This window comes from Pseudomonas helmanticensis, assembly GCF_900182985.1.
GTDB lineage: Bacteria > Pseudomonadota > Gammaproteobacteria > Pseudomonadales > Pseudomonadaceae > Aquipseudomonas > Aquipseudomonas helmanticensis.
Genome location: NZ_FXUY01000002.1, coordinates 1,286,273 through 1,312,510, shown reverse-complemented (window position 1 = coordinate 1,312,510; position 26,238 = coordinate 1,286,273). Strand labels below are relative to the sequence as shown.

24 protein-coding genes and 1 pseudogene are annotated in these 26,238 nt (G+C 58.8%); 14 read left to right on the top strand and 11 right to left on the bottom strand.

Annotated elements, in window-relative coordinates; genetic code table 11:
- Positions 1-420: 420 nt before the first annotated feature.
- Complete coding sequence (locus QOL84_RS28675; protein WP_129395421.1) at positions 421-726, top strand: type 1 fimbrial protein; 306 nt, start codon at positions 421-423, stop codon at positions 724-726.
- A gap of 111 nt (positions 727-837) precedes the next feature.
- Positions 838-1,077, top strand: a complete 240-nt coding sequence (locus QOL84_RS28670; protein WP_129395420.1) for a hypothetical protein — start codon at positions 838-840, stop codon at positions 1,075-1,077.
- 173 nt (positions 1,078-1,250) lie between these two features.
- Here QOL84_RS28670 and QOL84_RS28665 read toward each other — a convergent pair whose 3' ends face one another.
- The 5 genes from QOL84_RS28665 to norR form a co-directional block, all read right to left on the bottom strand.
- A complete protein-coding gene (locus tag QOL84_RS28665) occupies positions 1,251-2,000 on the bottom strand; it encodes a YkgJ family cysteine cluster protein (RefSeq protein ID WP_283439399.1) in 750 nt (249 codons plus the stop codon).
- An 83-nt stretch (positions 2,001-2,083) separates the two neighbouring features.
- Entirely contained in the window at positions 2,084-2,410 is a 327-nt protein-coding gene (locus tag QOL84_RS28660; protein ID WP_129395418.1) for a hypothetical protein, read from the bottom strand.
- A 146-nt stretch (positions 2,411-2,556) separates the two neighbouring features.
- The gene (locus QOL84_RS28655) at positions 2,557-3,018 is read right to left on the bottom strand and encodes a GNAT family N-acetyltransferase (RefSeq protein ID WP_283439398.1); all 462 of its coding nucleotides are present in this window, start codon (positions 3,016-3,018) and stop codon (positions 2,557-2,559) included.
- 27 nt (positions 3,019-3,045) lie between these two features.
- Complete coding sequence (locus QOL84_RS28650) at positions 3,046-3,948, bottom strand: chemotaxis protein CheV (RefSeq protein WP_102356610.1); 903 nt, start codon at positions 3,946-3,948, stop codon at positions 3,046-3,048.
- A gap of 1,114 nt (positions 3,949-5,062) precedes the next feature.
- A complete protein-coding gene (gene norR / locus QOL84_RS28645) occupies positions 5,063-6,622 on the bottom strand; it encodes a nitric oxide reductase transcriptional regulator NorR (protein ID WP_283439397.1) in 1,560 nt (519 codons plus the stop codon).
- A gap of 164 nt (positions 6,623-6,786) precedes the next feature.
- Here norR and hmpA point away from each other — a divergent pair, with 164 nt between their 5' ends.
- From hmpA to QOL84_RS28605, 8 genes are all read left to right on the top strand, one after another.
- Positions 6,787-7,968 (top strand): NO-inducible flavohemoprotein, encoded by a 1,182-nt coding sequence (gene hmpA / locus QOL84_RS28640; RefSeq protein WP_283439396.1) that lies wholly within the window; start codon positions 6,787-6,789, stop codon positions 7,966-7,968.
- 251 nt (positions 7,969-8,219) lie between these two features.
- Positions 8,220-8,729 (top strand): disulfide bond formation protein B, encoded by a 510-nt coding sequence (locus QOL84_RS28635; protein WP_129395413.1) that lies wholly within the window; start codon positions 8,220-8,222, stop codon positions 8,727-8,729.
- 842 nt (positions 8,730-9,571) lie between these two features.
- On the top strand, positions 9,572-10,513 hold the full coding sequence (gene cyoA / locus QOL84_RS28630) for a ubiquinol oxidase subunit II (protein ID WP_129395412.1): 942 nt from the start codon (positions 9,572-9,574) through the stop codon (positions 10,511-10,513).
- A gap of 3 nt (positions 10,514-10,516) precedes the next feature.
- A complete protein-coding gene (cyoB, locus tag QOL84_RS28625) occupies positions 10,517-12,547 on the top strand; it encodes a cytochrome o ubiquinol oxidase subunit I (RefSeq protein WP_158829258.1) in 2,031 nt (676 codons plus the stop codon).
- Positions 12,548-12,550: 3 nt separating this feature from the next.
- Positions 12,551-13,174, top strand: coding sequence for a cytochrome o ubiquinol oxidase subunit III (gene cyoC / locus QOL84_RS28620; RefSeq protein WP_129395410.1), 624 nt, complete (start codon positions 12,551-12,553; stop codon positions 13,172-13,174).
- A complete protein-coding gene (gene cyoD / locus QOL84_RS28615) occupies positions 13,174-13,512 on the top strand; it encodes a cytochrome o ubiquinol oxidase subunit IV (protein WP_129395409.1) in 339 nt (112 codons plus the stop codon). The genes cyoC and cyoD overlap by 1 nt, the downstream gene beginning before the upstream one ends.
- Before the next feature lie 10 nt (positions 13,513-13,522).
- Positions 13,523-14,410: a heme o synthase gene (gene cyoE, locus QOL84_RS28610; protein WP_283439395.1), complete on the top strand. Its 888-nt coding sequence runs from the start codon at positions 13,523-13,525 to the stop codon at positions 14,408-14,410.
- 321 nt (positions 14,411-14,731) lie between these two features.
- Positions 14,732-15,223, top strand: a complete 492-nt coding sequence (locus QOL84_RS28605) for a RidA family protein (RefSeq protein WP_283439394.1) — start codon at positions 14,732-14,734, stop codon at positions 15,221-15,223.
- 317 nt (positions 15,224-15,540) lie between these two features.
- On the opposite strand, the gene QOL84_RS28600 is transcribed toward QOL84_RS28605, so the two are convergent.
- From QOL84_RS28600 to QOL84_RS28590, 3 genes are all read right to left on the bottom strand, one after another.
- The gene (locus QOL84_RS28600) at positions 15,541-16,242 is read right to left on the bottom strand and encodes a hypothetical protein (RefSeq protein ID WP_283439393.1); all 702 of its coding nucleotides are present in this window, start codon (positions 16,240-16,242) and stop codon (positions 15,541-15,543) included.
- A gap of 118 nt (positions 16,243-16,360) precedes the next feature.
- Positions 16,361-17,872: a sensor histidine kinase gene (locus QOL84_RS28595; RefSeq protein ID WP_283439392.1), complete on the bottom strand. Its 1,512-nt coding sequence runs from the start codon at positions 17,870-17,872 to the stop codon at positions 16,361-16,363.
- On the bottom strand, positions 17,869-18,579 hold the full coding sequence (locus QOL84_RS28590; protein ID WP_283439391.1) for a response regulator transcription factor: 711 nt from the start codon (positions 18,577-18,579) through the stop codon (positions 17,869-17,871). The genes QOL84_RS28595 and QOL84_RS28590 overlap by 4 nt, the downstream gene beginning before the upstream one ends.
- Before the next feature lie 152 nt (positions 18,580-18,731).
- On the opposite strand from QOL84_RS28590, the gene msrB reads away from it, so the two are divergent.
- The 3 genes from msrB to msrA are packed head-to-tail and all read left to right on the top strand — an operon-like array spanning position 18,732 to position 21,816.
- Positions 18,732-19,250 carry a peptide-methionine (R)-S-oxide reductase MsrB gene (gene msrB / locus QOL84_RS28585; protein WP_283439390.1) on the top strand — a complete coding sequence of 173 codons (519 nt, stop codon included), beginning with the start codon at positions 18,732-18,734 and terminating at the stop codon, positions 19,248-19,250.
- Positions 19,251-19,293: 43 nt separating this feature from the next.
- Entirely contained in the window at positions 19,294-21,102 is a 1,809-nt protein-coding gene (locus tag QOL84_RS28580; RefSeq protein WP_283439389.1) for a cytochrome c biogenesis protein DipZ, read from the top strand.
- A 15-nt stretch (positions 21,103-21,117) separates the two neighbouring features.
- Positions 21,118-21,816 (top strand): peptide-methionine (S)-S-oxide reductase MsrA, encoded by a 699-nt coding sequence (msrA, locus tag QOL84_RS28575; RefSeq protein ID WP_283439388.1) that lies wholly within the window; start codon positions 21,118-21,120, stop codon positions 21,814-21,816.
- Positions 21,817-21,826: 10 nt separating this feature from the next.
- Here msrA and QOL84_RS29435 read toward each other — a convergent pair.
- Together QOL84_RS29435 and QOL84_RS28570 are read right to left on the bottom strand one after the other, a co-directional pair.
- A pseudogene (locus QOL84_RS29435) lies at positions 21,827-21,904 on the bottom strand (GNAT family N-acetyltransferase); the annotation flags it as partial.
- 51 nt (positions 21,905-21,955) lie between these two features.
- Positions 21,956-22,861, bottom strand: a complete 906-nt coding sequence (locus QOL84_RS28570; RefSeq protein ID WP_129395399.1) for a LysR family transcriptional regulator — start codon at positions 22,859-22,861, stop codon at positions 21,956-21,958.
- 102 nt (positions 22,862-22,963) lie between these two features.
- Between QOL84_RS28570 and QOL84_RS28565 the strand changes: the two genes are divergently transcribed.
- On the top strand, positions 22,964-24,136 hold the full coding sequence (locus tag QOL84_RS28565) for an aspartate aminotransferase family protein (RefSeq protein WP_283439387.1): 1,173 nt from the start codon (positions 22,964-22,966) through the stop codon (positions 24,134-24,136).
- A gap of 122 nt (positions 24,137-24,258) precedes the next feature.
- On the opposite strand, the gene QOL84_RS28560 is transcribed toward QOL84_RS28565, so the two are convergent.
- Positions 24,259-26,178, bottom strand: a complete 1,920-nt coding sequence (locus QOL84_RS28560) for an alkaline phosphatase D family protein (RefSeq protein ID WP_283439386.1) — start codon at positions 26,176-26,178, stop codon at positions 24,259-24,261.
- Positions 26,179-26,238: the final 60 nt, after the last annotated feature.

Below are 26,238 nucleotides of genomic sequence, written 5' to 3'. Positions count from 1 at the left end.
GCAGGGTTGGTGTCTTTATAAACTTGTTTGCGGGTCAGGAGGGTGACGGCTGGCTGTCAGCGCTGTCAGTTTCGCTGTGTACATATCCGTTGCTGCGGTAACGGCGGCTGAGGGTTCCGCCCTGACGGCGGGGTCTCCGCAAACCTGATCTGCAGGTCTACCGCGTCATCGTTCTTCGCGAGCAAGCCCGCTCCCACAGGGGGATGCGTTCAAAATGTGCGAGCGGGCTTGCTCGCGAAGGCGCCTGAACTGGCGATACATCTCTATTGGTCCATTTCGTTAGCCGGTCCCAAAAAGGCACTGATCGTTCCCCATTCGGGACTCGTTTGCCAACTATGCTTCTCAAGATCCGTCCCTGCTCGCGGATAAACTCTGTGTAGCCCGGGTTCTCTGGGCCGCTCACCCCGGGAGTGTCTTGAAATGAAGCTGAAAACCGCTCTGCCGTACGTGCTTCTCCTGCTTCCACTCACAACCTTCGCCGCGCCTGGCAGTCAATCCGGCGAGATCCGTTTTACCGGGCAAATCGTTGACTCCGGCTGTGCGGTCGGACGTGTCGGTGGGTTGTCCGCAACGGAGTCTCGTCAGGTCGAAATCAAACCGGGCCTGAAAATCGATGTGGACACTTATCGCAATGCTTGCAGCCATCAATCGCTGCCGATGTCGATGACTTATCAAGCTCTGAAGACTTCGACCGACAAAGGCATCGTCACCATCAGCTACCTGTAGGCCGTTCGGCGTGTGCTGCAAATCTTCAGGTGCCGAGCGAAGGCGCACAGGTATACTGCGCGCCTTTGCGGCTCACTGATCGGGCCCGACTTTTTGCTTTGCGGAGCTTTTATGACTTCCCCAACCCAACCGCCGGTTGACGACGCCGTGAGCGATGTCCCGGCTGAAGTGGCCGACACCCCAGAAACCAAAGCCGAGATTCCGGCCTTCAAGTTCCCCTTCAAACCGGGTGAGCTGGCTGGCGCCAAAGAATCGAATCAGCCGTGGTACAAGAACGGCGCGAAGAATGGTCACACCAAGACCCCGGGCATGGCGCCGCCGGGCACTCGTCGTTCTATGGGCAAACGCTGAGTTTTATTGCCGCGTGCGGCGGCAAGTTCGCGATCAAGGTTGACCGGGCGGGCCTCATCGCTGGCAAGCCAGCTCCTACAGTTTTCTCGGGTGTTCACACATTTTGTGTACGACGCAAAACCCTGTGGGAGCTGGCTTGCCAGCGATGGACGTTCGATCACCGTTAATCTGGATCAGGCCGCGCGCAGCGAGATAAACGCATAAGTCTGCGCCGGCTCGCTCACCACTTGCGCCCCGGCCGCCAGCACCTGCCCGGCGATATCATCCCCGGACACATGAAACAGCCATTCACTCAGGGCCTCGCCCGGCGGTTGCGCGCGCACCTGATCGATCGCCGACGCAAACGCGCTCATGTTCGGCAGATAGGCAGTAAACCCGTCACCTTTTAATGCCGTGGTACGAATCCCGAGCATTGCGCAAATCGCATCCTTGATACCGATGTCATCACGATCCGCCTGACGTGATCGCTGGATCAATTCAATCAGTTCCTGATCAACCAACTCGCCACCCGCAATCAATACCGGCCCCTGTTCCCAAGACTCCGGCGGGCAATCCTTGGCCGCAGGGTTGAGCGGGATATGCGGATTGATTTCTGCCGGGTAAATGCGGCACACCAACGGTCGCCGTGCATAGATCCGGCACAGCTTGTCTTCGTCAAGATTCCGGCAGGGACCGACGTTGTAGGCGGCGAAGGTGATCGCCACGTGCGCAGCGGTCGCGCCGCTGCGCACCACCACCGAACGGCGTTCGGCATGTTCACGCTGGTGCGCCGGTAAACCCAGGCCATTGCCGAGAAAGGCTTCGACCAGCACGATCACCTGGCCGCCATCCGCCGCCCACATACGGGCTTCGGCCAAGGTCAGCGGGACATGATGATCGGTGCAGCATTTGCCGCAGCCTACGCAGGAAAACGTCGTATTCATTGAGCGATCTGTCTTCAATCAGGGTGTGAGACGGTGGCGGAAAACCACCGCACAGGCCCGGTTCGAAGCAAGTTGTGCGCCAGTCACTGGGTTTTGCCGGTCGGCCGGATCGAGTCCCACTCGGTGACGAAGGCGGTTTTGGACTGTTTGTTGTACAGGCACAGCTCGGTGCCCTGTTGGCCTTTCATGTGTTTTTGCGGGTATTGGCCTTGCAGCAATACGGCGGTGTAGCCAACGCGGTCATCGAATTGTGCGGGGGTGCCGACCGGTTTGGCGTTTTTCAGGCCGCTGGCTTTGGTGCAACTGGCGAGTACATTTTTGTCGTAAGCGGCCCAGGCGTCGGGGCTGGAGGCGTGGGCCTGAGAGGCGAGGGCGGAGAGGCAGAGCAGGCTTGCGGTGAGGGCTTTCATGTTGGGCATCCTTGGTCGTGAGTGGCCAAGGTTGGAGTCTGCCAAGGGTTTTTGGTTGCCTGATTTAAAGTCAAAAGATCGCAGCCTTCGGCAACTCCTACCTGTGATCCTCTGTAGGAGTTGCCGAAGGCTGCGATCTTTTGATCTTACAGTTCCGGTACCAACTCCCGGCGCACCACATACATCCCGGCACTTTCATACAACCGCTGCGCCCGCAGGTTGTCTTCCAGCACCTTCAAATCGACAAAACCTTCACGCCGTTGTTGAAACACCTTGAATGCATTCAGCAGCAGCGCGCGGCCCAATCCCAGGCCCTGAGCGCGCGGATGCACCACCAGATTCTTGATATACGAACTCGTCCAGCACTGCGCCACGCCGACCACGCCCTCGGCATCGCAAGCGATGAAACACAACGTCGGATCGTATTCGGGATCGTTTTCAAACCGCTGCTGCCAGTCTTCCAGTGCTGGCACCCGGCCGCCACCTTCGCGGAAACCGATCTGCATCAGTCGATGCACCGCTGGCGCCAGTTCCGCGCGGTAAACAGACAGTTCGATACCTTGCGGCAATGGGGCGGTCGGTACGTCCTCGCCGAGGTCGCGCCGCATCAAAAAACAATACGCCTCGACCAAGACTCAGTGCCCTTGCGCGGCGACGTGCTTGGCCGCTTCGATCAGGCGCTGGGTCAACTCTGGCGAAGAAAACTTGGTCAGCACCGCGTTCGCTCCGGCCAGACGTGCCTTCTCGCTGTTCATCGCGCTGTCGAGCGAGGTGTGCAGCAATACGTAGAGGTGGGAGAAATCCGGCGTCTCGCGCAGGGTGCGGGTGAAGGCGTAGCCGTCCATCTCGGACATTTCGATGTCGGAGACGATCAGGTTGATCTGTTGTGCGGTGCCTTGCAGATCGAGCAGGCAATCGATGGCTTCCTTGGCACTGCGCGCGGTGTGGCATTGCAGGCCGAGGTTGCGCAGGGTGTGTACCGATTGCTGCAGCGCCACCTGGCTGTCGTCGACCACCAGAATCCGCGCGTTGCCGAGGACGTCAGCGTCTTCCATGGTCAGGTCGGTCGGGGCCATTTCGATCTGAGCCGGGGCGATGCTGTGGATGACTTTTTCGATGTCGAGCACTTGCACCAGCGTGCCGTCGACGGAGGTCACGCCGGTGATGTAGGCGCGCGAGCCGCCGGAACCGAACGGCGGCGGTTTGATGTCGGTGGTCAGGCAATGGACGATTTTGCTTACCGCTTGAACGTGCAGACCCTGTTTGGAACGGCTGACGTCGGTGACGATCAGGCAACCGCCGTTCGGGTCTTCCAGCGGACGTTCGCCGATGGCGCGGCTGAGGTCGATGACCGACAAGGAGGCGCCGCGCAGGGTGGCGATGCCTTTGACGTGCGGGTGCGACTCCGGCAGCTTGGTCAGCGGCGGGCAGGGGATGATTTCACTGACTTTCAGCAGGTTGATCGCCATCAGCTTGCCGCTGCGCAAGGTAAACAGCAGAAGCGAAAGTGAATCTGCGCGGGCTTTGGTGGAAGACATATGAACCTTCTGTGGAAAAAGGTGGTGGGCGAGGGTGGAAATCGCCAGAAACTATTGATGCCGGGTTATCGGCGTTAACGGGTGGGGCTTTAGGTTAGTTGTCGGGTAGTCGGCTTGAGTTGATCGCTGTTCTCTCGATCACTGCCCCTCACCCCAGCCCTCTCCCAGAGGTAGAGGGAGCCGACCGAGGTGTCTGGCGTTGTACATCGACCTGAACGACCGAGTCGATCATGGATTCGGTAAAGCAGGTCCACGTCGGCGGATCTCTTCAATATCCCCCAATCAGTCCCCTCTCCCAGAGGTAGAGGGAGCCGACCGAGGTGTCTGGCGTTGTACATCGACCTGAACGACCGAGTCGATTATGGATTCGGTAAAGCAGGTCCACGTCGGCGGATCTCTTCAATATCCCCCAATCAGTCCCCTCTCCCAGAGGTAGAGGGAGCCGACCGAGGTGTCTGGCGTTGTACATCGACCTGAACGACCGAGTCGATCATGGATTCGGTAAAGCAGGTCCACGTCGGCGGATCTCTTCAATATCCCCCAATCAGTCCCCTCTCCCAGAGGTAGAGGGAGCCGACCGAGGTGTCTGGCGTTGTACATCGACCTGAACGACCGAGTCGATTATGGATTCGGTAAAGCAGGTCCACGTCGGCGGATCTCTTCAATATCCCCCAATCAGTCCCCTCTCCCAGAGGTAGAGGGAGCCGACCGAGGTGTCTGGCGTTGTACATCGACCTGAACGACCGAGTCGATCATGGATTCGGTAAAGCAGGTCCACGTCGGCGGATCTCTTCAATATCCCCCAATCAGTCCCCTCTCCCAGAGGTAGAGGGAGCCGACCGAGGTGTCTGGCGTTGTACATCGACCTGAACGACCGAGTCGATCATGGATTCGGTAAAGCAGGTCCACGTCGGCGGATCTCTTCAATATCCCCCAATCAGTCCCCTCTCTCAGAGGTAGAGGGAGCCGACCGAGGTGTCTGGCGTTGTACATCGACCTGAACGACCGAGTCGATCATGGATTCGGTAAAGCAGGTCCACGTCGGCGGATCTCTTCAATATCCCCCAATCAGTCCCCTCTCCCAGTGGGAGAGGGCTAGGGTGAGGGTGTGCTTCTAGCCCTTCATCCCCAAACGCTTGGCCATCCGCCCAAGATTCGCACGATCCAGCCCCAGTTCCCGCGCCGCGCTCGCCCAGTTATCCTGGTTGCGTTCCAGCGCGGCACTGATCAAGCGGCGCTGATACTCCTCAGTGGCACTGCGCAAATCACCGTTGATCAGCGGCATCTCGGCCACAGCGCCAGCAACCGGCTCAACCGGGTTATCCACAACCTCACGCGGCAAATCCAGATCCGCCGCGCTCAGGCTGAGGATTTTCGGCCGCACTTTGCAGTTTCCCAATGCCTTCAGCGCACTGCGGCCGATCAAGTGTTCCAGTTCGCGCACGTTGCCCGGCCAAGTGTAGGCGAGCAGGGCTTCCTGGGCGTCGCTGTTCAGACGCAGGCTGTTGAGGCCCATGCGCGAGCGGTTCTGCTCGAGAAAAAAACCGCTGAGCAACAACACGTCACGCCCGCGATCACGCAGCGCCGGCACCTTTAACGGGTACACGCTCAAGCGATGATAGAAGTCGGCACGATAGCGACCGCTGCGCACTTCTTCCGCGAGGTCACGGTTGGTCGCCGCGATCAGGCGCACGTCGACCTGATGCTCCTTGTCCGAGCCCAGACGCTGCAGTTGCCCGCTCTGCAAAACCCGCAGCAACTTGGCCTGCACCGTCAGCGACAGCTCGCCGACTTCGTCGAGAAACAGCGTGCCGCCATTGGCCAGTTCGAACTTGCCGCGACGATCACTGGTCGCGCCGGTGAACGCGCCGCGCACGTGGCCGAACAGTTCGCTTTCCACCAAGGTGTCCGGCAGGGCGGCGCAGTTGAGGCTGATGATCGGTTGGTCGGCGCGCGGTGACGCGGCGTGGATTGCCTGCGCCACCAACTCTTTGCCGACCCCGGTTTCACCGGTGATCAACACGGTCAGATCACTGCCACCGACCAGGTTTATTTCTTCCACCAAGCGTTTAAGTGCTTTGCTCTGGCCGATCATTTCGCGGTTCTGCTGGCCGCTGGCCTGACGGTAAACCTCGGCGCGTTGATGCTCGTCTTCAGCACGCATGGCCAGGCGCTCGATGCGTTCGGCGGCGTTGACCGTGGCTGACGCAAGGCTGGCGAAGGCTTGCAGAGCATCGAGTTCGATCGGTTCGAAGCGTTCGGGATCAAGCGCGTCGAGGGTGATCAAGCCCCAGAGTTTTTCATCGACAAACAGAGGGCAACCAAGGCAGTCGTGGACTTCAAGGTGTTCGTCGAGGCCGTCGACCAGCCCGTCATAAGGGTCAGGCAAATCGCTGTCGGCAGCGAAGCGGGTTGGCCCGGCCCCGGCGAGGAGGATTTCGAAACGCGGATGCTCGCTGACTTTAAAGCGCCGGCCGAGGGTGTCGGTGCTCAAGCCGTCCACCGCCAGCGGCACCAGCGATTCGCCGTCGAGGCGCAACAACGCGGCGGCATCGCACGGTAGCAGCGCGCGCATGGCCTCAAGCAAACGTCGATAACGCTCGCCCTCGGGCAATTCGCGAGACAGGTCGGAGACTAGAGGCAGCAAAGTGGTCAGCAGGGATTTGGCAGTCATGGTCTTGTAGTCAAAGAGACAAGATGTAGTCGCGATGACTATAAAGCCACTTGAGTCGATATGACTACGTAATTCTTAAGTTATTGATTTGTATGGATTAAAAAGTTGGCACGAAAGCTGATAGGCCTAAGGTAACTTTTCAACAAAGCTCAGGAGTCACTCTTATGCTTAGCGTCCAGGATCGTGCCATCGTCAAATCCACCGTGCCCCTGCTGGAAAGCGGCGGTGAGGCGCTGATCACGCACTTCTACCGCATGATGCTCTCTGAATACCCTGAAGTGCGCCCATTGTTCAACCAGGCGCATCAGGCCAGCGGCGATCAACCGCGTGCCCTCGCCAACGGGGTATTGATGTACGCCCGCCATATCGATCAGCTCGACCAGTTGGGTGATCTGGTGGCGAAGATCATCAACAAGCACGTGGCCCTGCAGATCCTCCCGGAACACTACCCGATTGTCGGTACGTGCCTGTTGCGCGCCATCTCCGAAGTCCTCGGCGAAGAGATCGCTACTCCCGAAGTGATGAGCGCCTGGGGTGCGGCTTACGGACAACTGGCGGACATCCTGATCGGCGCCGAAACGGCTATTTATGACCAGAAGGAGCATGCTGTCGGCGGCTGGCGCGGCGCGCGTGAGTTCATTGTTGTGGCCAAGGTCGAGGAGAGTGCGGAAATCATCTCCTTCTACTTTGAGCCGGCGGACAAAGGCCCGATCCTGGCGGCCGAACCGGGTCAGTACATCGGCATGAAGCTGATCCTCGACGGCGAAGAAGTCCGCCGCAACTATTCGCTGTCGGCGCTGGCCAACAAAGGTCAGTACCGCATCAGCGTCAAGCGTGAACCGGGTGGCCGTGCGTCCAATCACTTGCACGATCAACTGCACGTCGGCGCGAGCATTCAGTTGTTCCCGCCATCGGGCGAGTTCACGTTGACCGCGAGTGACAAACCGCTGGTGCTGATCAGCGGTGGCGTCGGCATCACGCCGACGCTGGCGATGCTTGAGGCGGCGCTGGAAACCGAGCGTCCGGTGCACTTTATCCACTGCGCGCGCAACGGCAGCGTGCATGCGTTCCGTGACTGGATCGATGGGTTGGCGGCACGTCATCCGCAACTCAAGCGTTTCTACTGCTACGCCGAGGACGATGGCGTTAGCCCGGCGGCGGACAAGGTCGGCATGTTGAGCCTCGAGCAATTGGGCGAATGGCTGCCGGAACACCGCGATGTAGACGCTTATTTCCTTGGGCCGAAGGGTTTCATGGGCGCGATCAAGCGTCACCTGAAAGCACTGGGTGTGCCGGAGAAGCAGAGCCGTTACGAGTTCTTCGGGCCGGCTTCGGCTTTGGAATGATCCAAGACCGAGTCGCTTTCATCGCGGGCAAGCCCGCTCCCACAGGTCAGGCGTCGTTCACAGATTTTTTGTGCGCCGCCAATCCTGTGGGAGCGGGCTTGCCCGCGATGGCCGTTACACCATTCTGATTTGCAAAACATCCCTACAACTTAATGGTTCCTTAACCGCTTTATCGTTTATTCCCCCGGTGTAGACTTGCGACAACTTTCAGCCGTCGGCCGGCTGAACCATGGACATTAAAGGGAAACGCGATGAGCGAGGAAACGATTCGGTTGGGCCGTGAGCGGCGCTTTCTGGTGCTGTTGGGGATCATCTGTCTGGCGCTGATCGGTGGCGCGCTTTATATGCAAATCGTACTGGGCGAGGCGCCATGCCCGCTGTGCATCCTGCAGCGTTATGCATTGCTGCTGATCGCACTGTTCGCGTTTATCGGCGCGGCCATGCGCACGCGCCGCAGCATCACCGTGTTCGAGGTGCTGGTGGTGATTTGTGCGATTGCCGGTGCTGCCGTTGCGGGGCATCACGTGTACACCCAGTTCTATCCGGCAGTGAGTTGCGGCATTGATGTGCTGCAGCCGATTGTCGACGGCTTGCCGTTGGCAAAGATCTTCCCGTTGGGCTTCCAGGTCGACGGTTTCTGCTCGACGCCGTATCCGCCGATTCTCGGTCTGTCGCTGGCGCAATGGGCGCTGGTGGCGTTCGTGCTGGTGGTGATTCTGGTGCCGCTGCTGACCTCGCGTAATCGCAAAGCGCTGCGCTGAGTCAACTAATCGGCGGTCTGGCCGATACAGAAAACGCCCCGATTTGCGGATCAGCCAATCGGGGCGTTTTGCATTTCACGGCGTTGGTGAAAACACCGTGACGAACGGCAATAGAGGGTGTGGCGAGTGTGCGACATGTTGTCACACGCGCTGTGTCGCAGGGTGTCGCGAAGGGCCTGATTGGTCTCTTGTTACATAAAAACATTGGTCTGTTTCGGCGTTTTGCGGCTTTTGCACGCAAGTGCCAGATCAGGCAGTTTTAACAAGCCTTGGCAAATGGCCAGAACCCTTGGGGTATCGGGCTTTGCGCTGATCCTGCGTAGAGAAACGAGCTGCAGAGCTGTCTGAACTGAGGCGGGTACACCTACAAATTTTGGTGTTTTTGTTGAGAATCGATTTCGATAACATGCGGCACTTTTGCAAAAATGGCGATGGATTGTTGCTCGAACGGATAAAAATTATTTCGGGATAAGACATGGTGTATAGGGCGCTACCTATCTACAATCGCCCGCACTGAATTCCCGGCACTGTTCAGCCTTTATTAAGGAACACTTTTTAATAAGGCGCTGTGCAGAAAGTCGGGTGTCGAGTGAGTCGCGAGGCTTTCAAGACACCCAGGTGTCGGTGCCTTCCAACTTTCCGCACCAAATGGAATTGGTCTGTAACAAGGCCTTTGACCACGAATTCGAATAAGAACTGACCGCTGTCCCAGGATTTGTCGAGCGTCTGACGCGCGACGGGCGGCCCTTATTCAATCCAAAGAAAATGCCAACCCTTGGCAGGGTGAAGTGTTGGCGATCAAAACCCAACTGCATTGCGCAAGCTGCTTTAGAGGTCGTGAGATGAGTAAAAACAGGTACCCCAGATTACTAGGCCTAGTGCCGCTGCTCGGCACGTTGTTGCTGGGAGGCTGCAACATGACCTTGCTCAATCCAACGGGCCAGGTTGGCCTGGAACAGCGAAACCTGATCATCACCGCGACCCTGCTGATGCTGTTGGTCGTTGTGCCGGTTATCGTCATGACCTTCCTGTTCGCCTGGAAATACCGCGCGTCGAACACGAACGCCGTCTACACCCCGAAATGGTCGCACTCGACCAAAATCGAAGTGGCAGTCTGGACCATCCCCGTCCTGATCATCATTGCCCTGGGTTACATCACTTACATTTCGACCCACGAACTGGACCCGTATCGTCCAATTCAATCCGACGTCAAGCCAGTGACCATTGAAGTGGTTGCGCTGGACTGGAAGTGGCTGTTCATCTACCCGGAACAAGGCATCGCCACGGTCAACAAGATCGTGTTCCCGGCGCACACGCCAATCAACTTCAAGATCACCTCTGACGCTGTGATGAACTCGTTCTTCATCCCGGGTCTGGGCGGCCAGATCTACGCGATGGCGGGCATGCAGACCAAGCTGCACCTGATCGCTGACCGTAACGCTGAAATGGACGGTATCTCCGCCAACTACAGCGGCGCGGGTTTCACCGGCATGAAGTTCAAAGCTATCTCCACCACTCAGGAAGATTTCGACGCCTGGGTCAGTGAAGTCAAGAAGTCACCTAAACAGCTTGATCAAGCTGAATACGCAGCCCTTGCCAAGCCAAGCCAGAACAACCCAGTCGAGCTCTACTCCTCGGTCACGCCGAACCAGTTCCAGATCATCGTCGACAAGTACGAAGGTATGAAGCCGGGCAAGCCACTGAAGCACGAGAAGAAAGAGAAAGAAGTGGCGGCCACGGAAATTGACTCGAGTTCGCATTCAGCTGCCGGGGCAGAGGAGTAAACGATGTTTGGTAAATTAAGTTGGGAAGCAGTCCCATTCCACGAACCGATCGTGATGATTACCATCGCCATGATCGCGCTCGGTGGTCTGGCGCTGTTCGCTGCAATCACCTACTTCAAGAAGTGGACCTACCTGTGGACCGAGTGGTTGACCTCGGTAGACCACAAGAAAATCGGCGTGATGTACATCATCGTCGCCATGGTCATGCTGCTGCGCGGTTTTGCCGACGCCATCATGATGCGTACCCAGTTGGCCATGGCCACCGAGGGTTCGCCTGGCTACCTGCCACCTGAACACTATGACCAGATCTTCACCGCTCACGGTGTGATCATGATCATCTTCATGGCGATGCCATTCTTCACCGGCCTGATGAACCTTGCAGTGCCGCTGCAGATCGGTGCGCGTGACGTTGCGTTCCCGTTCCTGAACTCCCTGAGCTTCTGGCTGCTGGTTTCCGGCGTAGTACTGATCAACCTGTCCCTGGGCGTCGGCGAATTCGCCAAGACCGGCTGGGTTGCCTATCCACCATTGTCGGGTCTGCAATACAGCCCTGGCGTGGGTATGGACTACTACATCTGGGCGCTACAGTTATCCGGGTTAGGTACGACGCTGACGGGGGTCAACTTCCTCGCGACCGTACTGAAAATGCGTACCCCTGGCATGAAACTGATGGACATGCCGATCTTCACCTGGACCTGCACTTGGGCAAACGTTCTGATCGTGGCTTCGTTCCCGATCCTGACCGCTACCCTGGCACTGCTGACCCTTGACCGTTACATGGATTTCCACATTTTCACCAATGAACTTGGTGGCAATCCAATGATGTACGTCAACCTGTTCTGGGCGTGGGGCCACCCTGAGGTTTACATCCTGATCCTGCCGGCATTCGGCATCTTCTCGGAAGTGATCTCGGCGTTCACCGGCAAGAAACTGTTCGGCCACCACTCGATGATCTACGCCTCGGGCGCGATCTCGGTACTGGGCTTCATGGTTTGGCTGCACCACTTCTTCACCATGGGTTCGGGTGCCAGCGTCAACGCCTTCTTCGGTCTGGCGACGATGCTGATTTCCATCCCGACGGGTGTGAAGCTATTCAACTGGCTGTTCACCATCTACCAGGGTCGTCTGCGTTTCACCAGCCAGGTGCTGTGGACTCTGGGCTTCATGGTGACCTTCGCCATCGGCGGCATGACCGGCGTACTGCTGGCCATCCCGGGTGCTGACTTCGTGCTGCACAACAGCCTGTTCGTGATCGCGCACTTCCATAACGTGATCATCGGCGGTGCGGTATTCGGTTACATCGCAGGTTTCGCGTTCTACTTCCCGAAAGCGTTCGGCTTCAAGCTGCACGAAGGCTGGGGTAAAGCAGCGTTCTGGTTCTGGATCTCGGGCTTCTTCGTCGCCTTCATGCCGCTCTATGCACTGGGCTTCATGGGCATGACCCGTCGTCTGAACGCTACCACCAACCCTGAGTGGGTACCGTACCTGTACGTTGCCATGTTCGGTGCGGTGATGATCGCTGCCGGTATCGCCTGCCAACTGATTCAGCTGTACGTCAGTGTGCGTGACCGCAACAAGCCAGAGAACATTTGCGATCACGGTGACCCGTGGAATGCACACACTCTGGAATGGTCGACCTCGTCGCCACCACCGTTCTACAACTTCGCTGTGCTGCCTAAGGCTGACTGCATCGACCCGTTCACCGAAGCCAAGGAAAACGGTACTGCGTACCAGCAACCGGCCAAGTACGAGCCGATCCACATGCCGAACAACACCGCCACGGGCGTTGTGATGGGCGCGCTGTTGACCGTGTTCGGTTTCGCGATGATCTGGCACATCTGGTGGCTGGCGATCGCGAGCCTGGTAGGCACCGTCGTCTACTTCGTGATCCACGCTGCACGTGACGACCAGGGCTATATGGTTCCGGTTGAAACGATCGAACGTATCGAAGCCGAGCAGCACAAGCGTCTGGTCGCGGCAGGGAAAATCCCGGCCTCCGCCACCCGTGTTGAAACCTCGTTGGAACAGGCTTAAACCATGTCGAATTTAGTGACCAATGCTGGACACGCCCATGGTGAACATGGGCACGATGACCATCACCACGATTCGGGCGAGATGACCGTATACGGTTTCTGGCTCTACCTGATGACCGACTGCATTCTGTTTGCGTCGATCTTCGCGGTATACGCGGTACTGGTAAACAACGTTGCCGGTGGCCCAGCCGGCCACGACATCTTCGAACTGCCATACGTGCTGGGCGAAACCGCTCTGCTGTTGTTCAGTTCGATCACCTACGGCTTCGCCATGCTGGCGTTGTACAAGGGTAAAAAGCAGCAGGTTCTGGGTTGGTTGTTCATGACCTTCCTGCTGGGCGCTGGCTTTATCGCCATGGAGATCAACGAGTTCCACCTGCTGATCTCCGAGGGCTTCGGTCCTAGCCGCTCGGGCTTCCTGTCCGCGTTCTTCACCCTGGTCGGTACCCACGGTCTGCACGTTTCGGCGGGTCTGATCTGGATGGGCATCATGATGTACCAGGTCAACAAGCACGGCCTGACGGCGACCAACAAGACCCGTCTGAGCTGCCTGAGCCTGTTCTGGCACTTCCTGGACGTGGTGTGGATCTGCGTATTCACCGTTGTTTACCTGATGGGGACCCTGTAATGGCTAACGCACACTCCCATGACAGCCACGACGACGCCAGCCACGGCAGCGTCAAGTCCTACGCGATCGGCTTCATCCTGTCGGTGATCCTGACAGCTATCCCGTTTGCACTGGTCATGTACCCGTCGCTGCCAAAGTCGATCACCTTGATGATCGTCCTGGCATTCGCCGTGATCCAGGTGGTTGTCCACCTGGTGTACTTCCTGCACCTGGATCGCTCGGCTGCGCAACGTAACAACGTGATTGCCTTCGTGTTCGCCGCGATCGTGATTGTGCTGCTGGTTGGCCTGTCGCTGTGGATCATGTTCAGCATCCACACGTACATGATGGCGAAGTGAGGTAGACCCGATGTCGCTCAAGCACTTTATCCAAATCACCAAACCGGGGATCATTTTCGGTAACGTGCTTTCTGTGGCAGGCGGGTTCTTCCTGGCCTCGAAAGGGCATGTCGATCTGGCGGTGTTTCTGGCTGCCATGATCGGTACATCCCTGGTAGTTGCCTCCGGTTGCGTGTTCAACAACTGCATCGACCGCGACATCGACCTGAAGATGGAACGCACCAAAAACCGTGTGCTGGTGCAGGGCTTGATCTCCCTGAAACTGGCCCTGGTCTACGCGACCATCCTTGGTGTTCTCGGCGTTGCCTTGTTGTACAAGGTGGCCAACCCGTTGGCTGCCCTGTTCGCGGTAATCGGCTTCGTTATCTACGTCGGCTTCTACAGCCTGTACCTCAAGCGCAAGTCGGTTCACGGCACGCTGGTGGGCAGTCTGTCGGGCGCCATGCCGCCAGTGATCGGTTACGTTGCCGTAACCAATAGCTTCGACATGGCCGCGCTGACGTTGCTGGTGATGTTCAGCCTGTGGCAGATGCCGCATTCCTACGCCATCGCAATCTTCCGCTTCAACGATTACCTGGCCGCATCGATTCCGGTGTTGCCAGTGAAGCGTGGGATTCAAGTGGCCAAGAAGCACATCCTGCTCTACATCCTGGCGTTCCTCGTGGCGACCTTGATGCTGACCTTCAGCGGCTACGTCGGCATGAGCTACCTCGCCGTCGCCGCGGCCATGGGCATGTACTGGTTGTACATGGCCTGGACCGGCTACAAAGCAGTGGATGACACCGTCTGGGCACGCAAGCTGTTCGTGTTCTCGATCTTCACCATCACTGCCTTGAGCGTCATGATGTCCCTGGACTTCAAGGTGCCGGCAGAGTTGCTGCTGACGTACGCGCCGTAAGGCTGAAAGGCTTGAAGAAAAACCCCGCACATTGAGAGATGTGCGGGGTTTTTTGTTGGGTGGATTATGCTGATTTGATGTGCTGCCATTCGCGAGCAGGCTCGCTCCCACAGGGGGATATGTGATCGACGCAGATCAAATGTGGGAGCGAGCCTGCTCGCGAATCGCAACGTCACTGAATTTGCTGGGTTGGCGGTTGCAGACTTCCGGTAAACCCCATAGATTTGGATCCAACATGACAGTGATAGCGCCTTGTCATTTGCAAGTGCTCCACTGTCTCAACCTGCGTTTCTTCATGCATCGATCACAAGGCTGGGCGAAATGACTGAGAGGATGACCTGCGACGAGCGCTTTATTGCCTTGGCCCAAGAGCTGAACTACGACATTAATGGTGAGAACACCGCTGGCGGCAATTACGCGCCGCTGATCCGTCATCACGATGAGTTGTACATCAGCGGGATGGTGCCGCGCACTCACGGCAAGATTCAGTATCCCGGTCGTGTTGGGCTGGAGCTGAACCTCGAGGATGCTCAAGCCGCCGCGAGTATCAGTGCGATGCGTTGTCTGGCGCTGATTGTTGATGCGGTAGGTTCGCTGGACAAGATCAAGGCGTTGTTGCGGGTGACGGTGTATGTGAAGTCGACGCCGGACTTTGTTGACCTGAGTGAAGTGGCCAATGGTGCTTCGGATGTGTTCAGTCATGTGCTGGGTGATGCCGGTCGGCACACGCGCACCACGGTGGGGGTGTATCAGTTGCCGAAGAATGCGGCGATCGAGGTGGATATGATTGTGGCGTTGCATCCATCGGCCTGAGTCTGATTTCGCGAATTGCTCTCACCCTAGCCCTCCCGAAACGTCGGACCGCCCGTAGGGAGAGGGGGCTGACCGAAGGGTTCTCAAAATATACGCCGACCTGACAGATCGAGGCGATTATGGATTCGGCACAGCACGTTCATTTCGGCGTACTTCTACAATATCCCCCAATCGGCTCCCTCTCCCTCGGGAGAGGGCTGGGCGGGCGGCGTTCCGATGAGGGGCCTCGGTGTAGGCCATCTCACTAAACCAAAGTCGAAAACAAAAAAAGCCCCGCACTGAATCCCAGTGCGGGGCTTTTTCGTCAGCGCTGAAAATTACTGCGCGGCGATGCTGTAGCCATCGAACGCGGTCTGCTGTTGCAGCGCGGTGATGATGTTCTTGCGGTTTACCGCCTGCTCGGTGCCGGCGTTATCAACGAAAACTTCGCTTTCCAGTTCCGCTTCTTCGCCTTCACCGACGAAGGTGAAACCGAGGAACTCCAGCGCTGCACGGTCAACGTTCAGACGTGAACGCGGTGTGCGCATTGGCAGGGTCACGCTGCTGCCGTCCTTGCTGATGGTGAAGATTTCGACTTCTTTCTTCTTGGCGATCTTGCTCTTGCCACCGCTCGGGTTGCTGATTGCCTGGTGGGTCTGGTTCAGCACTTTGAGGGCGAGGCCGTAGACGATTTCATGGAATGCCGGATCGTCCTTGAAGCTCGACAGGATACGGCCGATCGAGAACTTGCTGCTGAGGTCTTCAAGGGCCGCTAGGTCGGCGGTTTCGGCGTCTTTCAAGGCCTTGAGTTCGCCCATCAGTTCGTAGGCCTTGTCGTCATCGAAGCTGTCGTGAGCCTGACGGATCGCGGCGCGCAGTTCGCGGATCTGGTCGCTCTCGCGGGTCGACTGGAACGCATCCAGGACCATCTCGCTGATGATTTTGGCTTGTGGCAGGTGTTGTGAAAGATTGATGGAGTTTTCGTATTCCGCTTTGGACGATTCGGTGACTACGGATTCAGCGGTGTTGAAATCGGACATTGAAATTTCACTACTTTTTAACTTGAGTTGAGATGAGCAAGCCCGAGGGCTTTTTCAGGCCGACTAATTTAGGGGAGCGCGGCGGCGTTGTCACGGAGCAACGGGCCGGCGGTCTCAACTATTTGCCTGGGCTGTTCAAATTCATTGAACGCATCATCCACTGTTCGGCGGTTTGCTGATCCGTTGGCAGTGAGAAGCGGAACGTCGCGCCGCGCCCGCTGATGTCGAGCAACTGAATGTCTCGGCCATGCAATTGCAGGATGCGGTGCACGATGCGCAGACCCAACCCCCCGTCACGCCGTGCGCCGCCGATATTGAACGGGCGCAGGAACAAACCTTCGCGCAACTCGGGAGCGATACCGGGTCCGGTGTCACTGACCGTGACATCAACCAAGGCGCCGTGAGGTGTCAGATCGAACTCGATCTCGCCGCCCTGAGGTGTATGACGCAACGCGTTGTCTACCAGATTGGTCAGTACCCGCTCGATCAGCCCGAGGTCGGCGCAGACCGTTGGCAGGTTCGGCACGAAATGGGCCTTGAGTTCGACCTGCCGTGCCTCCGCCGTCAGTTCGAATTTCTGGAAGATGTCCTGCACCAGATCGATTAGCGAAAAACGCTCCAGCACCGGTTGTACAAACCCGTGTTCCAGGCGCACCAGTTCCAGCAGCGATTGCGCCAGCCCGCCGACCTTGCGGCTTTGATCAAGGGCGATGCCCAGATAGCGCCGACGCTCTTCCGGCGACAACGTCGCGTCCTTCAGCGACAGGGTTTCCAGATAACCATGCAGCGAGGCCATTGGCGTGCGCAGGTCGTGTGAGATGTTCGCCACCAGTTCGCGGCGTTCCTGATCCTGGCGGGTCAGTGAGCGCCATTGTTCCCCGAGGCGGTTCTGCATTTGCCGGAACGCCGCGTCGAGGACTGCAATTTCATCCGGGTCGGCTGATTTATCCACAGGTGCCGGGACCGGTTGCGGCGCGCCATCGATGTCAAAACGGCTGACCGTTTCGGTAAGTCGCCGCAACGGCCGGGTAATCAGATTGAACGCCGTGAGGCCGGCAATCAGGCACAGCAAGGCAACCAGCCCGATCGACAGCAGCGCAGTGTTCAGCGCGGCACTGGTCGCCCCGCGCTCGGCGTAGCGGTCATGTGCTTCGCTGAGCAGCACCACGTAAAGATAACCGGCGGCTTTGCCGTTGACCTGCAGCGGGGCGGCGCTGAACACCTTGCGCCCGTCGACGCTGCGCGGATCGTCACCGAGAATCGGCAACGGCTGATCGTTGAGCAATTGGCGAATGGGCGCCAGATCGACCTGCTGACGACGCATGCGGCCTTCGGGGGCGGCATTGCCGACAATGCGCCCCTCGGTGTCGAGCAGATACACCTCGACACTCGGGTTGACCAGCATCAACTGGCTGAACAGTTCGCGCACGGCACCGGGCATCAGACCGTTGCTGTCCATCAGCACCGTGTCGTGGGCGATGTGTTGTGCCAGATCCCGTGACAAGCCCTGCACCACTTCCAGTTCATGCATCTGGCTGGAGCGTACTTGCAGCCATGCCGACGTGCCGCAGCACACCAGCAACAGCACGGCGAAAACCAGCGACAGGCGCTGCGTCAGGGTCAGTTTCATGGCTGCTCGGTACCGAATTTATAACCACGGCCCCACACCGTGAGAATTCGCGAGGGCTGTGCCGGATCCTTTTCGATCTTCGCTCGCAGGCGGTTGATGTGGGTGTTGACCGTGTGTTCGTAACCCTCGTGGCTGTAGCCCCAGACAGCGTTGAGCAGATCCATGCGCGAGAACACCTTGCCCGGTTGGCGCGCGAAGAAATACAGCAGGTCGAACTCCCGTGGCGTCAGGTCCAGACGTTGACCGTCGAGGCTGACGTCGCGGGTGATCGGATCGATGTTCAGGCCATCGAGACTGAGGCTGCCGGCGTCCATCTTCAGATTGCGCGCCATGGCATCGACCCGGCGCAACAGGGCTTTGACCCGCGCCACCAGTTCGAGCATGGAAAACGGTTTGGCGAGGTAATCGTCGGCCCCCAGTTCGAGGCCGAGAATCCGGTGCAGTTCGCTGGAGCGGGCACTGGTGATGATGATCGGTGTGTAACGGGCCATGGCGCGGGCCCGGCGGCAGATTTCCAGACCGTCCACCCCCGGCAACATCAGGTCGAGGATCAGTGCGTCCCAGTGACCTTGCTGTAGCAGGCGCATGCCTTCGTCGCCGTCGGCGCTGTGGGTCACGTCGAATTGCTCATCGCGCAAATGCAGGCAAATGAGGTCGGCGATGTGCAGGTCGTCCTCGACCACGAGAACGCGTTTGGTCTGTTCCATGAAGCTCAATCCTTCGGCGCAGTGACGCGCATTGTGCGGGTTTTCCTGCGGGTGAGTTATCACGAATTCGTTAACTTCCCGTGAGGATTTGGCGATCAAACCAAGCCTAGGCTGTGTTCCATGAAAGGCATCTGGAATTTTTGGAGACGGCCATGTTTTCACGGCGACAGATTCTGTTAGCGGGCGGCGGGCTAGGGGTTGCAGCCTTGGTGGCGGGTGTATTGCCAAAATTGTCGACTGACGCTGCGCTGGTCAGTGAGGCGCGCGCCGACGAGGCGTTCGAAGTGACTCACAGCGACAGTCAATGGCACGCGCTCCTGAGTGACGAGCAGTATCAGGTCCTGCGTGAAGAGGGCACTGAGCGGGCCTATACCAGCCCGCTCAACGACGAGCATCGCGTCGGTACATTTGCCTGCGCCGGGTGTGATCTGGCGCTGTTTTCTTCCGAAACAAAATTCGATAGCCGCACCGGCTGGCCGAGTTTCTGGGCGCCGCTGGAGCATGCGGTGGCGACACACCAGGATCGCTCTTTCGGCATGTCCCGCGACGAGGTTCATTGTCGACGCTGCGGTGGTCATCTGGGCCATGTCTTCGATGATGGCCCCAAGCCTACCGGCCTGCGTTACTGCATGAACGGTCTGGCGATGACCTTCAAAGCCGTGGCGGCTTGAGCCATGACGCGTAAGCGCACTTCATTTCAGACAGGACGAATTTATGTGGCTCTTGGTTCTCGCTTATCTCGGTGGTGTGCTGACGATTGTCAGCCCGTGCATCCTGCCGGTTTTGCCTTTTGTCTTCGCTCGCACCGGGCAGCCGTTTATCAAGAGTGGCTTGCCGCTGTTGGCGGGGATGGCCGTGACCTTCGCGCTCGTCGCCTCGTTGGCGGCGGTGGGCGGCGGCTGGGTGGTGCAAGTCAATCAGTACGGGCGCTGGCTCGCGTTGCTGTTCGTTGCCCTGTTCGGACTGACCTTGTTGCTGCCGCGTGTGGCCGAACGGCTGACCCGGCCACTGGTCTCCGCCGGCAGTCGTTTGTCGGAGGCCGCCGGGCAGGACAATCGCCCGCGTCCCGGCGCTTCGTTTCTGATCGGCGTCGCCACGGGGCTGCTCTGGGCGCCATGCGCCGGGCCGATTCTCGGGCTGATTCTGACCGGTGCCGCACTGCAAGGGGCAAGCGTCGCCACCACGCTGTTATTGCTCGCCTATGCGGCGGGCGCCGCTACCTCGCTGGCCGCGGCACTGCTGCTGGGCGGTAAGGTTTTCGCGCTGATGAAACGTTCGATCGGTACCGGTGAGTGGATTCGCCGGGGGCTGGGCGCGGCGATGCTGGCCGGTGTTGCTGCGATTGCGCTGGGCCTCGACACCGGGATTCTCGCTCGGGTTTCGACGGCGTCCACTGGCGGCCTGGAGCAGGCGCTGGTTGGCAAACTGTCGGGTAAGTCTGCCGATGCCAACGGCACGATGATGGCGCAGATTCCAGCCTCTGACACCGCCGCAAATGGCAGCATGATGGCGGCTGGCGGAGCGATGAAAATGGCTGCGAAGGCACCGGGCACCTTGCCGGTAGAAGGCCAGCTGCCGTCACTGGACGGCGCCGTGCAATGGCTCAACTCGCCAGCGCTGGATGCGCTGGCATTGAAGGGCAAAGTGGTGCTGGTGGATTTCTGGACTTACTCCTGCATCAACTGCCTGCGCACCTTGCCGTATGTCAAGGCCTGGGCTGAGAAGTATCGCGATCAAGGCCTTGTGGTCATCGGTGTGCACGCGCCGGAATTCGCCTTCGAACGCGATGTCGGCAACGTCAGCAAAGCCATGAAAGAGCTGGGCATCAATTACCCGGTGGCCATCGATAACGATTACAAGATCTGGCGCGCCTTCAACAACGAGTACTGGCCAGCGCATTACTTTGCCGACGCCCAGGGACGCATTCGTTACCACCACTTTGGCGAAGGGGACTACGCCGAATCGGAACGTGTCATACAGCAACTATTGCACGAAGCCGGGGCGAAAACCGTGGCCGATGGCTTGATCAATGCCGACGCCAAAGGCGTGCAACTGGCGCCGGACATGAACGAAGTGCAGTCGCCGGAAACTTACGTCGGCTATCAGCGTGCGGAACATTTCGTCGCCCAGAACAACCTGGAGCCTGACAAGAGCGCAGCCTACAACCCGCCGCAGAAGCTGGCCCTGAACGACTGGAGCCTCGGCGGCCAATGGGCGGTCGGTGCCGAACGCGCCACCGCCAGCGCCCCGGCCAGTCGCATCGTCTATCGCTTCCATGCCCGTGACCTGCACTTGGTGCTCGGCCCGGGCGCGGACGGCAAACCGGTGCGCTTCAAAGTCACGATTGACGGTCAGGCGCCGGGCGATGCGCATGGCGTCGATGTCGCCCCTGACGGCACCGGACGCGTCACCGAACAACGCCTGTATCAACTGGTGCGACAGAACGATGGCGTGAAGGATCGAACCTTCAGCATCGAGTTTCTCGACCCGGGCGTCTCGGCCTATGCCTTTACCTTCGGTTGATCAGGAGTCATTGAAATGAAAATCACATGGCGTCGCATGTTGTTGGGAGTTGCAGTGGCCGGAGTGATTGGCCAGGTTTCGGCGTTCTCGCTTGGTGGTGAGGATGCCGTCGTGATCCCGCCACCGACCCTCGACGAAATCACTCAGGCGCACAGCGAAACCGCCGTGTTCGCCGGTGGCTGCTTCTGGGGAGTGCAGGGTGTTTTTCAGCATGTCAAAGGGGTGCAGAAAGCTGTCTCGGGTTACGCTGGTGGCGCAGCCAACACGGCGGAATATGAGCGCGTCAGCGAAGGCGATACCGGCCACGCCGAGTCAGTGCAGGTCACCTTCGACCCGACCCAGGTGAGCTATGGCAGCCTGTTGCAAATCTACTTTTCGGTAGCGCACAACCCTACTGAACTCAATCGCCAAGGCCCGGACAGCGGCACGCAATATCGTTCGGCACTGTTCCCGGTCAACGCCGATCAGCAGAAGGTCGCGCAGGCCTACATCGCCCAGCTGGATGCGGCTCATGCCTACAGCAAACCCATCGTCACCAAACTGGAAAGCTACAACGGCTTCTATCCTGCGGAGGATTACCACCAGGATTTTCTGACCGAGCATCCGAGCTATCCCTACATCGTGATCAACGACATGCCGAAAGTGGCGAACTTGAAGCAGGTGTTCGCGCAGCGTTATCAGGAAAAACCGGTGTTGGTGAAGGACGGGTCTTGATCAAGGCTCGTTACTTGAGCCTCGGTCGCTCCATGGCAATCACTGACGTCTCGAAACCCAGGGTGGCAAAAAATGCCTCGGCCCCTTCGCCCAACTCCCTGTCGGCCCTTCACTGATCGTAGTTCAAGTGCATTGCGCGCTAGGACCGACCCCACGTCTGCATCGCGAATTCAACAAATCGGCGCAGCTTCGGCAAGCGATAGCGATCCGGTGCATAAAGCAGATGCAGAGGGCGGCTGGGCGGTTGGTAGTCGTGGATGACCTTCACCAGTTTGCCGTCGCGCAAGTCTTGTTCAACGAGAGCGTCGGGCAGCATCACGATGCCCATTCCGGTACGTGCAGCTTGATGCAGACCGGCTGAGGTATTCATCAACATGGGGCCACTGACATCGACCATGATTTCGCCGTCCGGCCCGCCGAGGCGCCAGCGTTTTTCCACCGATTGCCAGTCATCGCCGGCCGGATAGGCGAATGACAGGCAATCATGTTGCTGCAGGTCTTCCGGGGTTTTCGGCATGCCGCGTCGCGCCACGTACTCCGGAGAGGCGCAGACGGTCAGGGTGTAATCGATCAACGGACGAGCGATCAGATTCGATTGCTCGAAATGACCGAGCCTGAACGCCACATCAAGACCGCTTTCGAGCAGATCCGGGCGACTATTGGTCAGTACCACGTCCATTTTGACTTGCGGGTACTGCAGGGAAAACTCGCTGAGCGCAGGGGCCAGGCGTTCGACGCCAAAGGTCAGCGGCGCTGTGATACGCAGCAGGCCGCGCGGCTCATCGAGGGCTTGTTCGGCGAGGCGTTCGGAGTCCGCCACCAGACCCAGCACATCCAGGCAACGCAGGTAGTAAACGCTGCCGAACTCGGTCAGTCGCTGACGTCGGGTGGTGCGTTGCAGCAGTTGTACGCCGAGCCGTTGTTCGAGCGCCCGCAGGTGATTGCCGACCATGGTTGTCGACATGTCGCACTGCAACGCTGCCGCCGTCATGCTCCCGGCTTCGACGACTTTGACGTAAACACCCATCGACTGAAACAGGTCCATTATCAAGCTCTGCTTTTAAATGATTGAAGTTTTGCCGAGTTTATCCAGTTCGGGTGGCTAACCATACTGCCAGCACACCGACCTTCACTGGAGTTTGAAGTCATGACCGCCGCCCTGATGAACACCTACCAACCGCTGGCCCTGAGTTTCATCAAGGGCCTGGGCACTCGCCTGTGGGATCAGGCCGGTCGCGAGTATCTGGATGCGGTCGCCGGTGTCGCGGTGACCAATGTCGGTCACTCGCATCCGCGGATCGTTGCGGCGATCAGCGAGCAGGCGGGATTGCTGCTGCACACGTCGAATCTGTACAGCATCGACTGGCAGCAACAACTGGCCAAACGGCTGACGGAGCTGTCGGGGATGGAGCGTGCGTTCTTCAATAACTCGGGCGCCGAGGCCAACGAAACGGCGTTGAAACTCGCGCGTTTGTACGGATGGAGCAAAGGCATCGAACAGCCGCTGGTGGTGGTCATGGCTAACGCGTTCCATGGCCGCACACTCGGCACCTTGTCGGCCAGCGATGGCCCGGCGGTGCGCCTGGGTTTCAACGAATTGCCGGGGGATTTCCTCAAAGTGCCGTTCGGTGATCTTTCTGCGCTGGAGCAGCTGCAGGACAAACATGGCGAGCGCATCGTGGCGATTCTGGTCGAGCCAATCCAGGGCGAAAGCGGCGTGCAACTGGCGCCACCCGGTTACCTGAAGGCCCTGCGCGAATTGTGCAATCGCCACGCCTGGCTCTTGATGCTCGATGAAATCCAGACCGGAATCGGCCGCACGGGCCGCTGGTTTGCGTTTCAGCACGAAGGCATCGTGCCGGACGTCATGACGCTGGCAAAAGGGCTGGGCAATGGTGTGCCGATCGGCGCGTGTCTGGCGCGGGGCAGGGCGGCGGATCTGTTTACGCCGGGCAGCCATGGCAGCACCTTTGGCGGTAATCCGTTGGCCTGCCGGGTCGGTTGCACGGTACTGGATATCATCGAAGAACAGGGTTTGCTGGAAAACGCGCGGATTCAAGGTGAGCGCCTGCTGACTCGCCTGCATGCAGAACTGGCGGATAACCCCAATGTGCTGGCGATTCGGGGGCAGGGTTTGATGATCGGTATCGAGCTGAAACAACCAGTGCGTGATCTGACTCTGATCGCTGCACGCGATCATGCGCTGTTGATCAACGTCACGCGCGGCAAGACTATACGGCTGCTGCCACCGCTGACGATTGATGAGCGGGAGGTGGAGATGATTGTCAGAGGTGTGGGGCGAGCACTGATCGCGCATTGATTGTTTGCAGGTAGCACTGTGGGAGCGAGCCTGCTCGCGAAGGCGGACTATCGGTCGACATCTCTGCTGGATGATCGACCGCTTTCGCAAGCAGGCTCGCTCCCACATTTTCGGTGCAGGCCTTAGTCCGGATAATCCGCCAGATCCGGCGCCAGCATCCGTGTCTTCGCCTTGCCATTCGAATTGTGCTGAACGATCTCGCGCGGCTGCCCCTGCTCATTGAAAAACACCTGACCGATCCCCGCTGAGTTCCATAGGCGTTCGCCAGCCTCAGCATGTTCCGGCGTGTACGGCACGATGCGCATGCGTCGGCGTTTGGTAAACCAGTTCAGCGGTGAGCGCGGCGAATAGAGCCAGCGATTGAGGCGGTCGAACCATTCCAGCAGGGTTTTCGGAAACTCGTTCTTGATGCCGCTGCTGGTGATCTGCCAGATTCGTGGGCCGGCCTTGCGGTGTCGGATAAGGACTTCGTAGACGAAGGAATAATGCACATCGCCGGACAGCACCACGTAGTTACCAGGTGTGCGCGAGTGGCGGAAAATATTCAGGATCACCTGCGCTGCGCCGCGATGGGCCATCCAGTTTTCAGCATCGACCAGCAGTGGATAACCGCACCAACTGAACACCTTTTGCACCGTTTCAATCAGCTTCACGCCGAAGATCGGCGCCGGTGAAACGATGATCGCTGACGGATGATCGAGCAGTTCCTGTTGCAGTTCGCTCAGCGCTTCCCAATCGAGAAGTCCGGAAGGTTGTTTGAGCGTCATTTCGCTGCGCCAGCGCCGGGTGCGGGTGTCGATGACCACCAGCGCCGGACTGCTCGGCAAAACGAAATGCCAATTTTGAAAGCGCAGCAGGTCGTCGATCAAATCGTCCTGCAACGGGCGGTCGAGATACTGGTCATCACCGCTGGCGCTCAGCCCCAGGGTTTTCACCAATAGCTCCTTGAAGACGTCGGGATTGTTGCCCCAGCCCTGGCACAACATATAGGCGATCAGCGCGTTGCCGATGATGCGCCGGGAGAATGGATGACCGTAGGCCGTTTCCTCCCATTGCGCGGAAAGATTCCAGTCATCGGTGATGTCGTGATCGTCGAAAATCATCAGGCTCGGCAGATGCGCCAGTGCGCGGGCAACATTGCCGAGGCCGGACTTGAAGGCATCAATGCGCGTCTGTTCAAGACTGTAGCGCTTGAGACGTTCAGGTGTCAGGGCCGGCGCTGTCGGATTGACCAGCGACCATGCCATCGGCGACCACACCAGCATGTACATGGCGATGACTTCGGCGAAGGTCACCAGGTGATTGTCGGCGCTGCTGCTGGTGAAAATCGGCTTACGCGCACCGCCGAAAAATCGCTCGCGCAATGTCTCGTTGCTCTCCAGCGCCGGTAACAAATCCGCACGGTGGTAGTAGCTGGCCGGGTGTTCGTAGAGTTTGGCGCTGTCGCTGACCACCGCACCTTCGAGGTGTTCGTCGAACAGGCCGAGGCGCGCAATCAAGGCATGAATCGCCCGCAGCATCGGGCCGGCGACGTCATCGGCGTAAACCTGATCGCCGCTCATCATCAACAGGGCTGGGCGCTGGCGCGGATCGGACTCGTCGGCCAACAGTTGATCGACGCAAAGCAGGCCATCCGCCGCCGGGTGATGCGGCTTGCGACAGGAGCCGTGAAGCAGTTGATCAATCCGCGAACGCAGGACGAAGTTCGGGCAAGTGGCATTCGCATACAGCAAGCGTGGCGCCCAATCGGCGATGCGTTGCTGGTTATCGATGAGCAAGTCGTAGTCGATAAAGGTGTCGAAGGGCAGGGCGCTTTCGAGACTGACATCGATGAGATGAATGAACGCCTGACGGCCTACGGCAATGACCGTGCATTTCCCGCCATCAAGAGGGATATCGCCTACACCTTGCAGACGCAAGGTCAGCGACAGTTCGCGCGTGCCAACCAGCCACAGCACCAGTCGCGTGGGCTCCAGCCGGCGCAGCAGCGGGCCGGCCACAACCGGAGGCAGCGAATTCAGGTCATCAGGTTGGGTGGACATCCGGGATCAAAGCTCAAGGCGCAGAGGTCGGCGATGATAACGCAGCCGGCGCCTTGAACT

Coding starts and splice junctions, on each gene's coding strand:
- QOL84_RS28675 (WP_129395421.1), top strand. CDS start 421: ATGAAGCTGAAAACCGCTCTGCCGTACGTGCTTCTCCTGCTTCCACTC.
- QOL84_RS28670 (WP_129395420.1), top strand. CDS start 838: ATGACTTCCCCAACCCAACCGCCGGTTGACGACGCCGTGAGCGATGTC.
- QOL84_RS28665 (WP_283439399.1), bottom strand. CDS start 2,000: ATGAATACGACGTTTTCCTGCGTAGGCTGCGGCAAATGCTGCACCGAT.
- QOL84_RS28660 (WP_129395418.1), bottom strand. CDS start 2,410: ATGAAAGCCCTCACCGCAAGCCTGCTCTGCCTCTCCGCCCTCGCCTCT.
- QOL84_RS28655 (WP_283439398.1), bottom strand. CDS start 3,018: ATGCGGCGCGACCTCGGCGAGGACGTACCGACCGCCCCATTGCCGCAA.
- QOL84_RS28650 (WP_102356610.1), bottom strand. CDS start 3,948: ATGTCTTCCACCAAAGCCCGCGCAGATTCACTTTCGCTTCTGCTGTTT.
- norR (WP_283439397.1), bottom strand. CDS start 6,622: ATGACTGCCAAATCCCTGCTGACCACTTTGCTGCCTCTAGTCTCCGAC.
- hmpA (WP_283439396.1), top strand. CDS start 6,787: ATGCTTAGCGTCCAGGATCGTGCCATCGTCAAATCCACCGTGCCCCTG.
- QOL84_RS28635 (WP_129395413.1), top strand. CDS start 8,220: ATGAGCGAGGAAACGATTCGGTTGGGCCGTGAGCGGCGCTTTCTGGTG.
- cyoA (WP_129395412.1), top strand. CDS start 9,572: ATGAGTAAAAACAGGTACCCCAGATTACTAGGCCTAGTGCCGCTGCTC.
- cyoB (WP_158829258.1), top strand. CDS start 10,517: ATGTTTGGTAAATTAAGTTGGGAAGCAGTCCCATTCCACGAACCGATC.
- cyoC (WP_129395410.1), top strand. CDS start 12,551: ATGTCGAATTTAGTGACCAATGCTGGACACGCCCATGGTGAACATGGG.
- cyoD (WP_129395409.1), top strand. CDS start 13,174: ATGGCTAACGCACACTCCCATGACAGCCACGACGACGCCAGCCACGGC.
- cyoE (WP_283439395.1), top strand. CDS start 13,523: ATGTCGCTCAAGCACTTTATCCAAATCACCAAACCGGGGATCATTTTC.
- QOL84_RS28605 (WP_283439394.1), top strand. CDS start 14,732: ATGACTGAGAGGATGACCTGCGACGAGCGCTTTATTGCCTTGGCCCAA.
- QOL84_RS28600 (WP_283439393.1), bottom strand. CDS start 16,242: ATGTCCGATTTCAACACCGCTGAATCCGTAGTCACCGAATCGTCCAAA.
- QOL84_RS28595 (WP_283439392.1), bottom strand. CDS start 17,872: ATGAAACTGACCCTGACGCAGCGCCTGTCGCTGGTTTTCGCCGTGCTG.
- QOL84_RS28590 (WP_283439391.1), bottom strand. CDS start 18,579: ATGGAACAGACCAAACGCGTTCTCGTGGTCGAGGACGACCTGCACATC.
- msrB (WP_283439390.1), top strand. CDS start 18,732: ATGTTTTCACGGCGACAGATTCTGTTAGCGGGCGGCGGGCTAGGGGTT.
- QOL84_RS28580 (WP_283439389.1), top strand. CDS start 19,294: ATGTGGCTCTTGGTTCTCGCTTATCTCGGTGGTGTGCTGACGATTGTC.
- msrA (WP_283439388.1), top strand. CDS start 21,118: ATGAAAATCACATGGCGTCGCATGTTGTTGGGAGTTGCAGTGGCCGGA.
- QOL84_RS28570 (WP_129395399.1), bottom strand. CDS start 22,861: ATGGACCTGTTTCAGTCGATGGGTGTTTACGTCAAAGTCGTCGAAGCC.
- QOL84_RS28565 (WP_283439387.1), top strand. CDS start 22,964: ATGACCGCCGCCCTGATGAACACCTACCAACCGCTGGCCCTGAGTTTC.
- QOL84_RS28560 (WP_283439386.1), bottom strand. CDS start 26,178: ATGTCCACCCAACCTGATGACCTGAATTCGCTGCCTCCGGTTGTGGCC.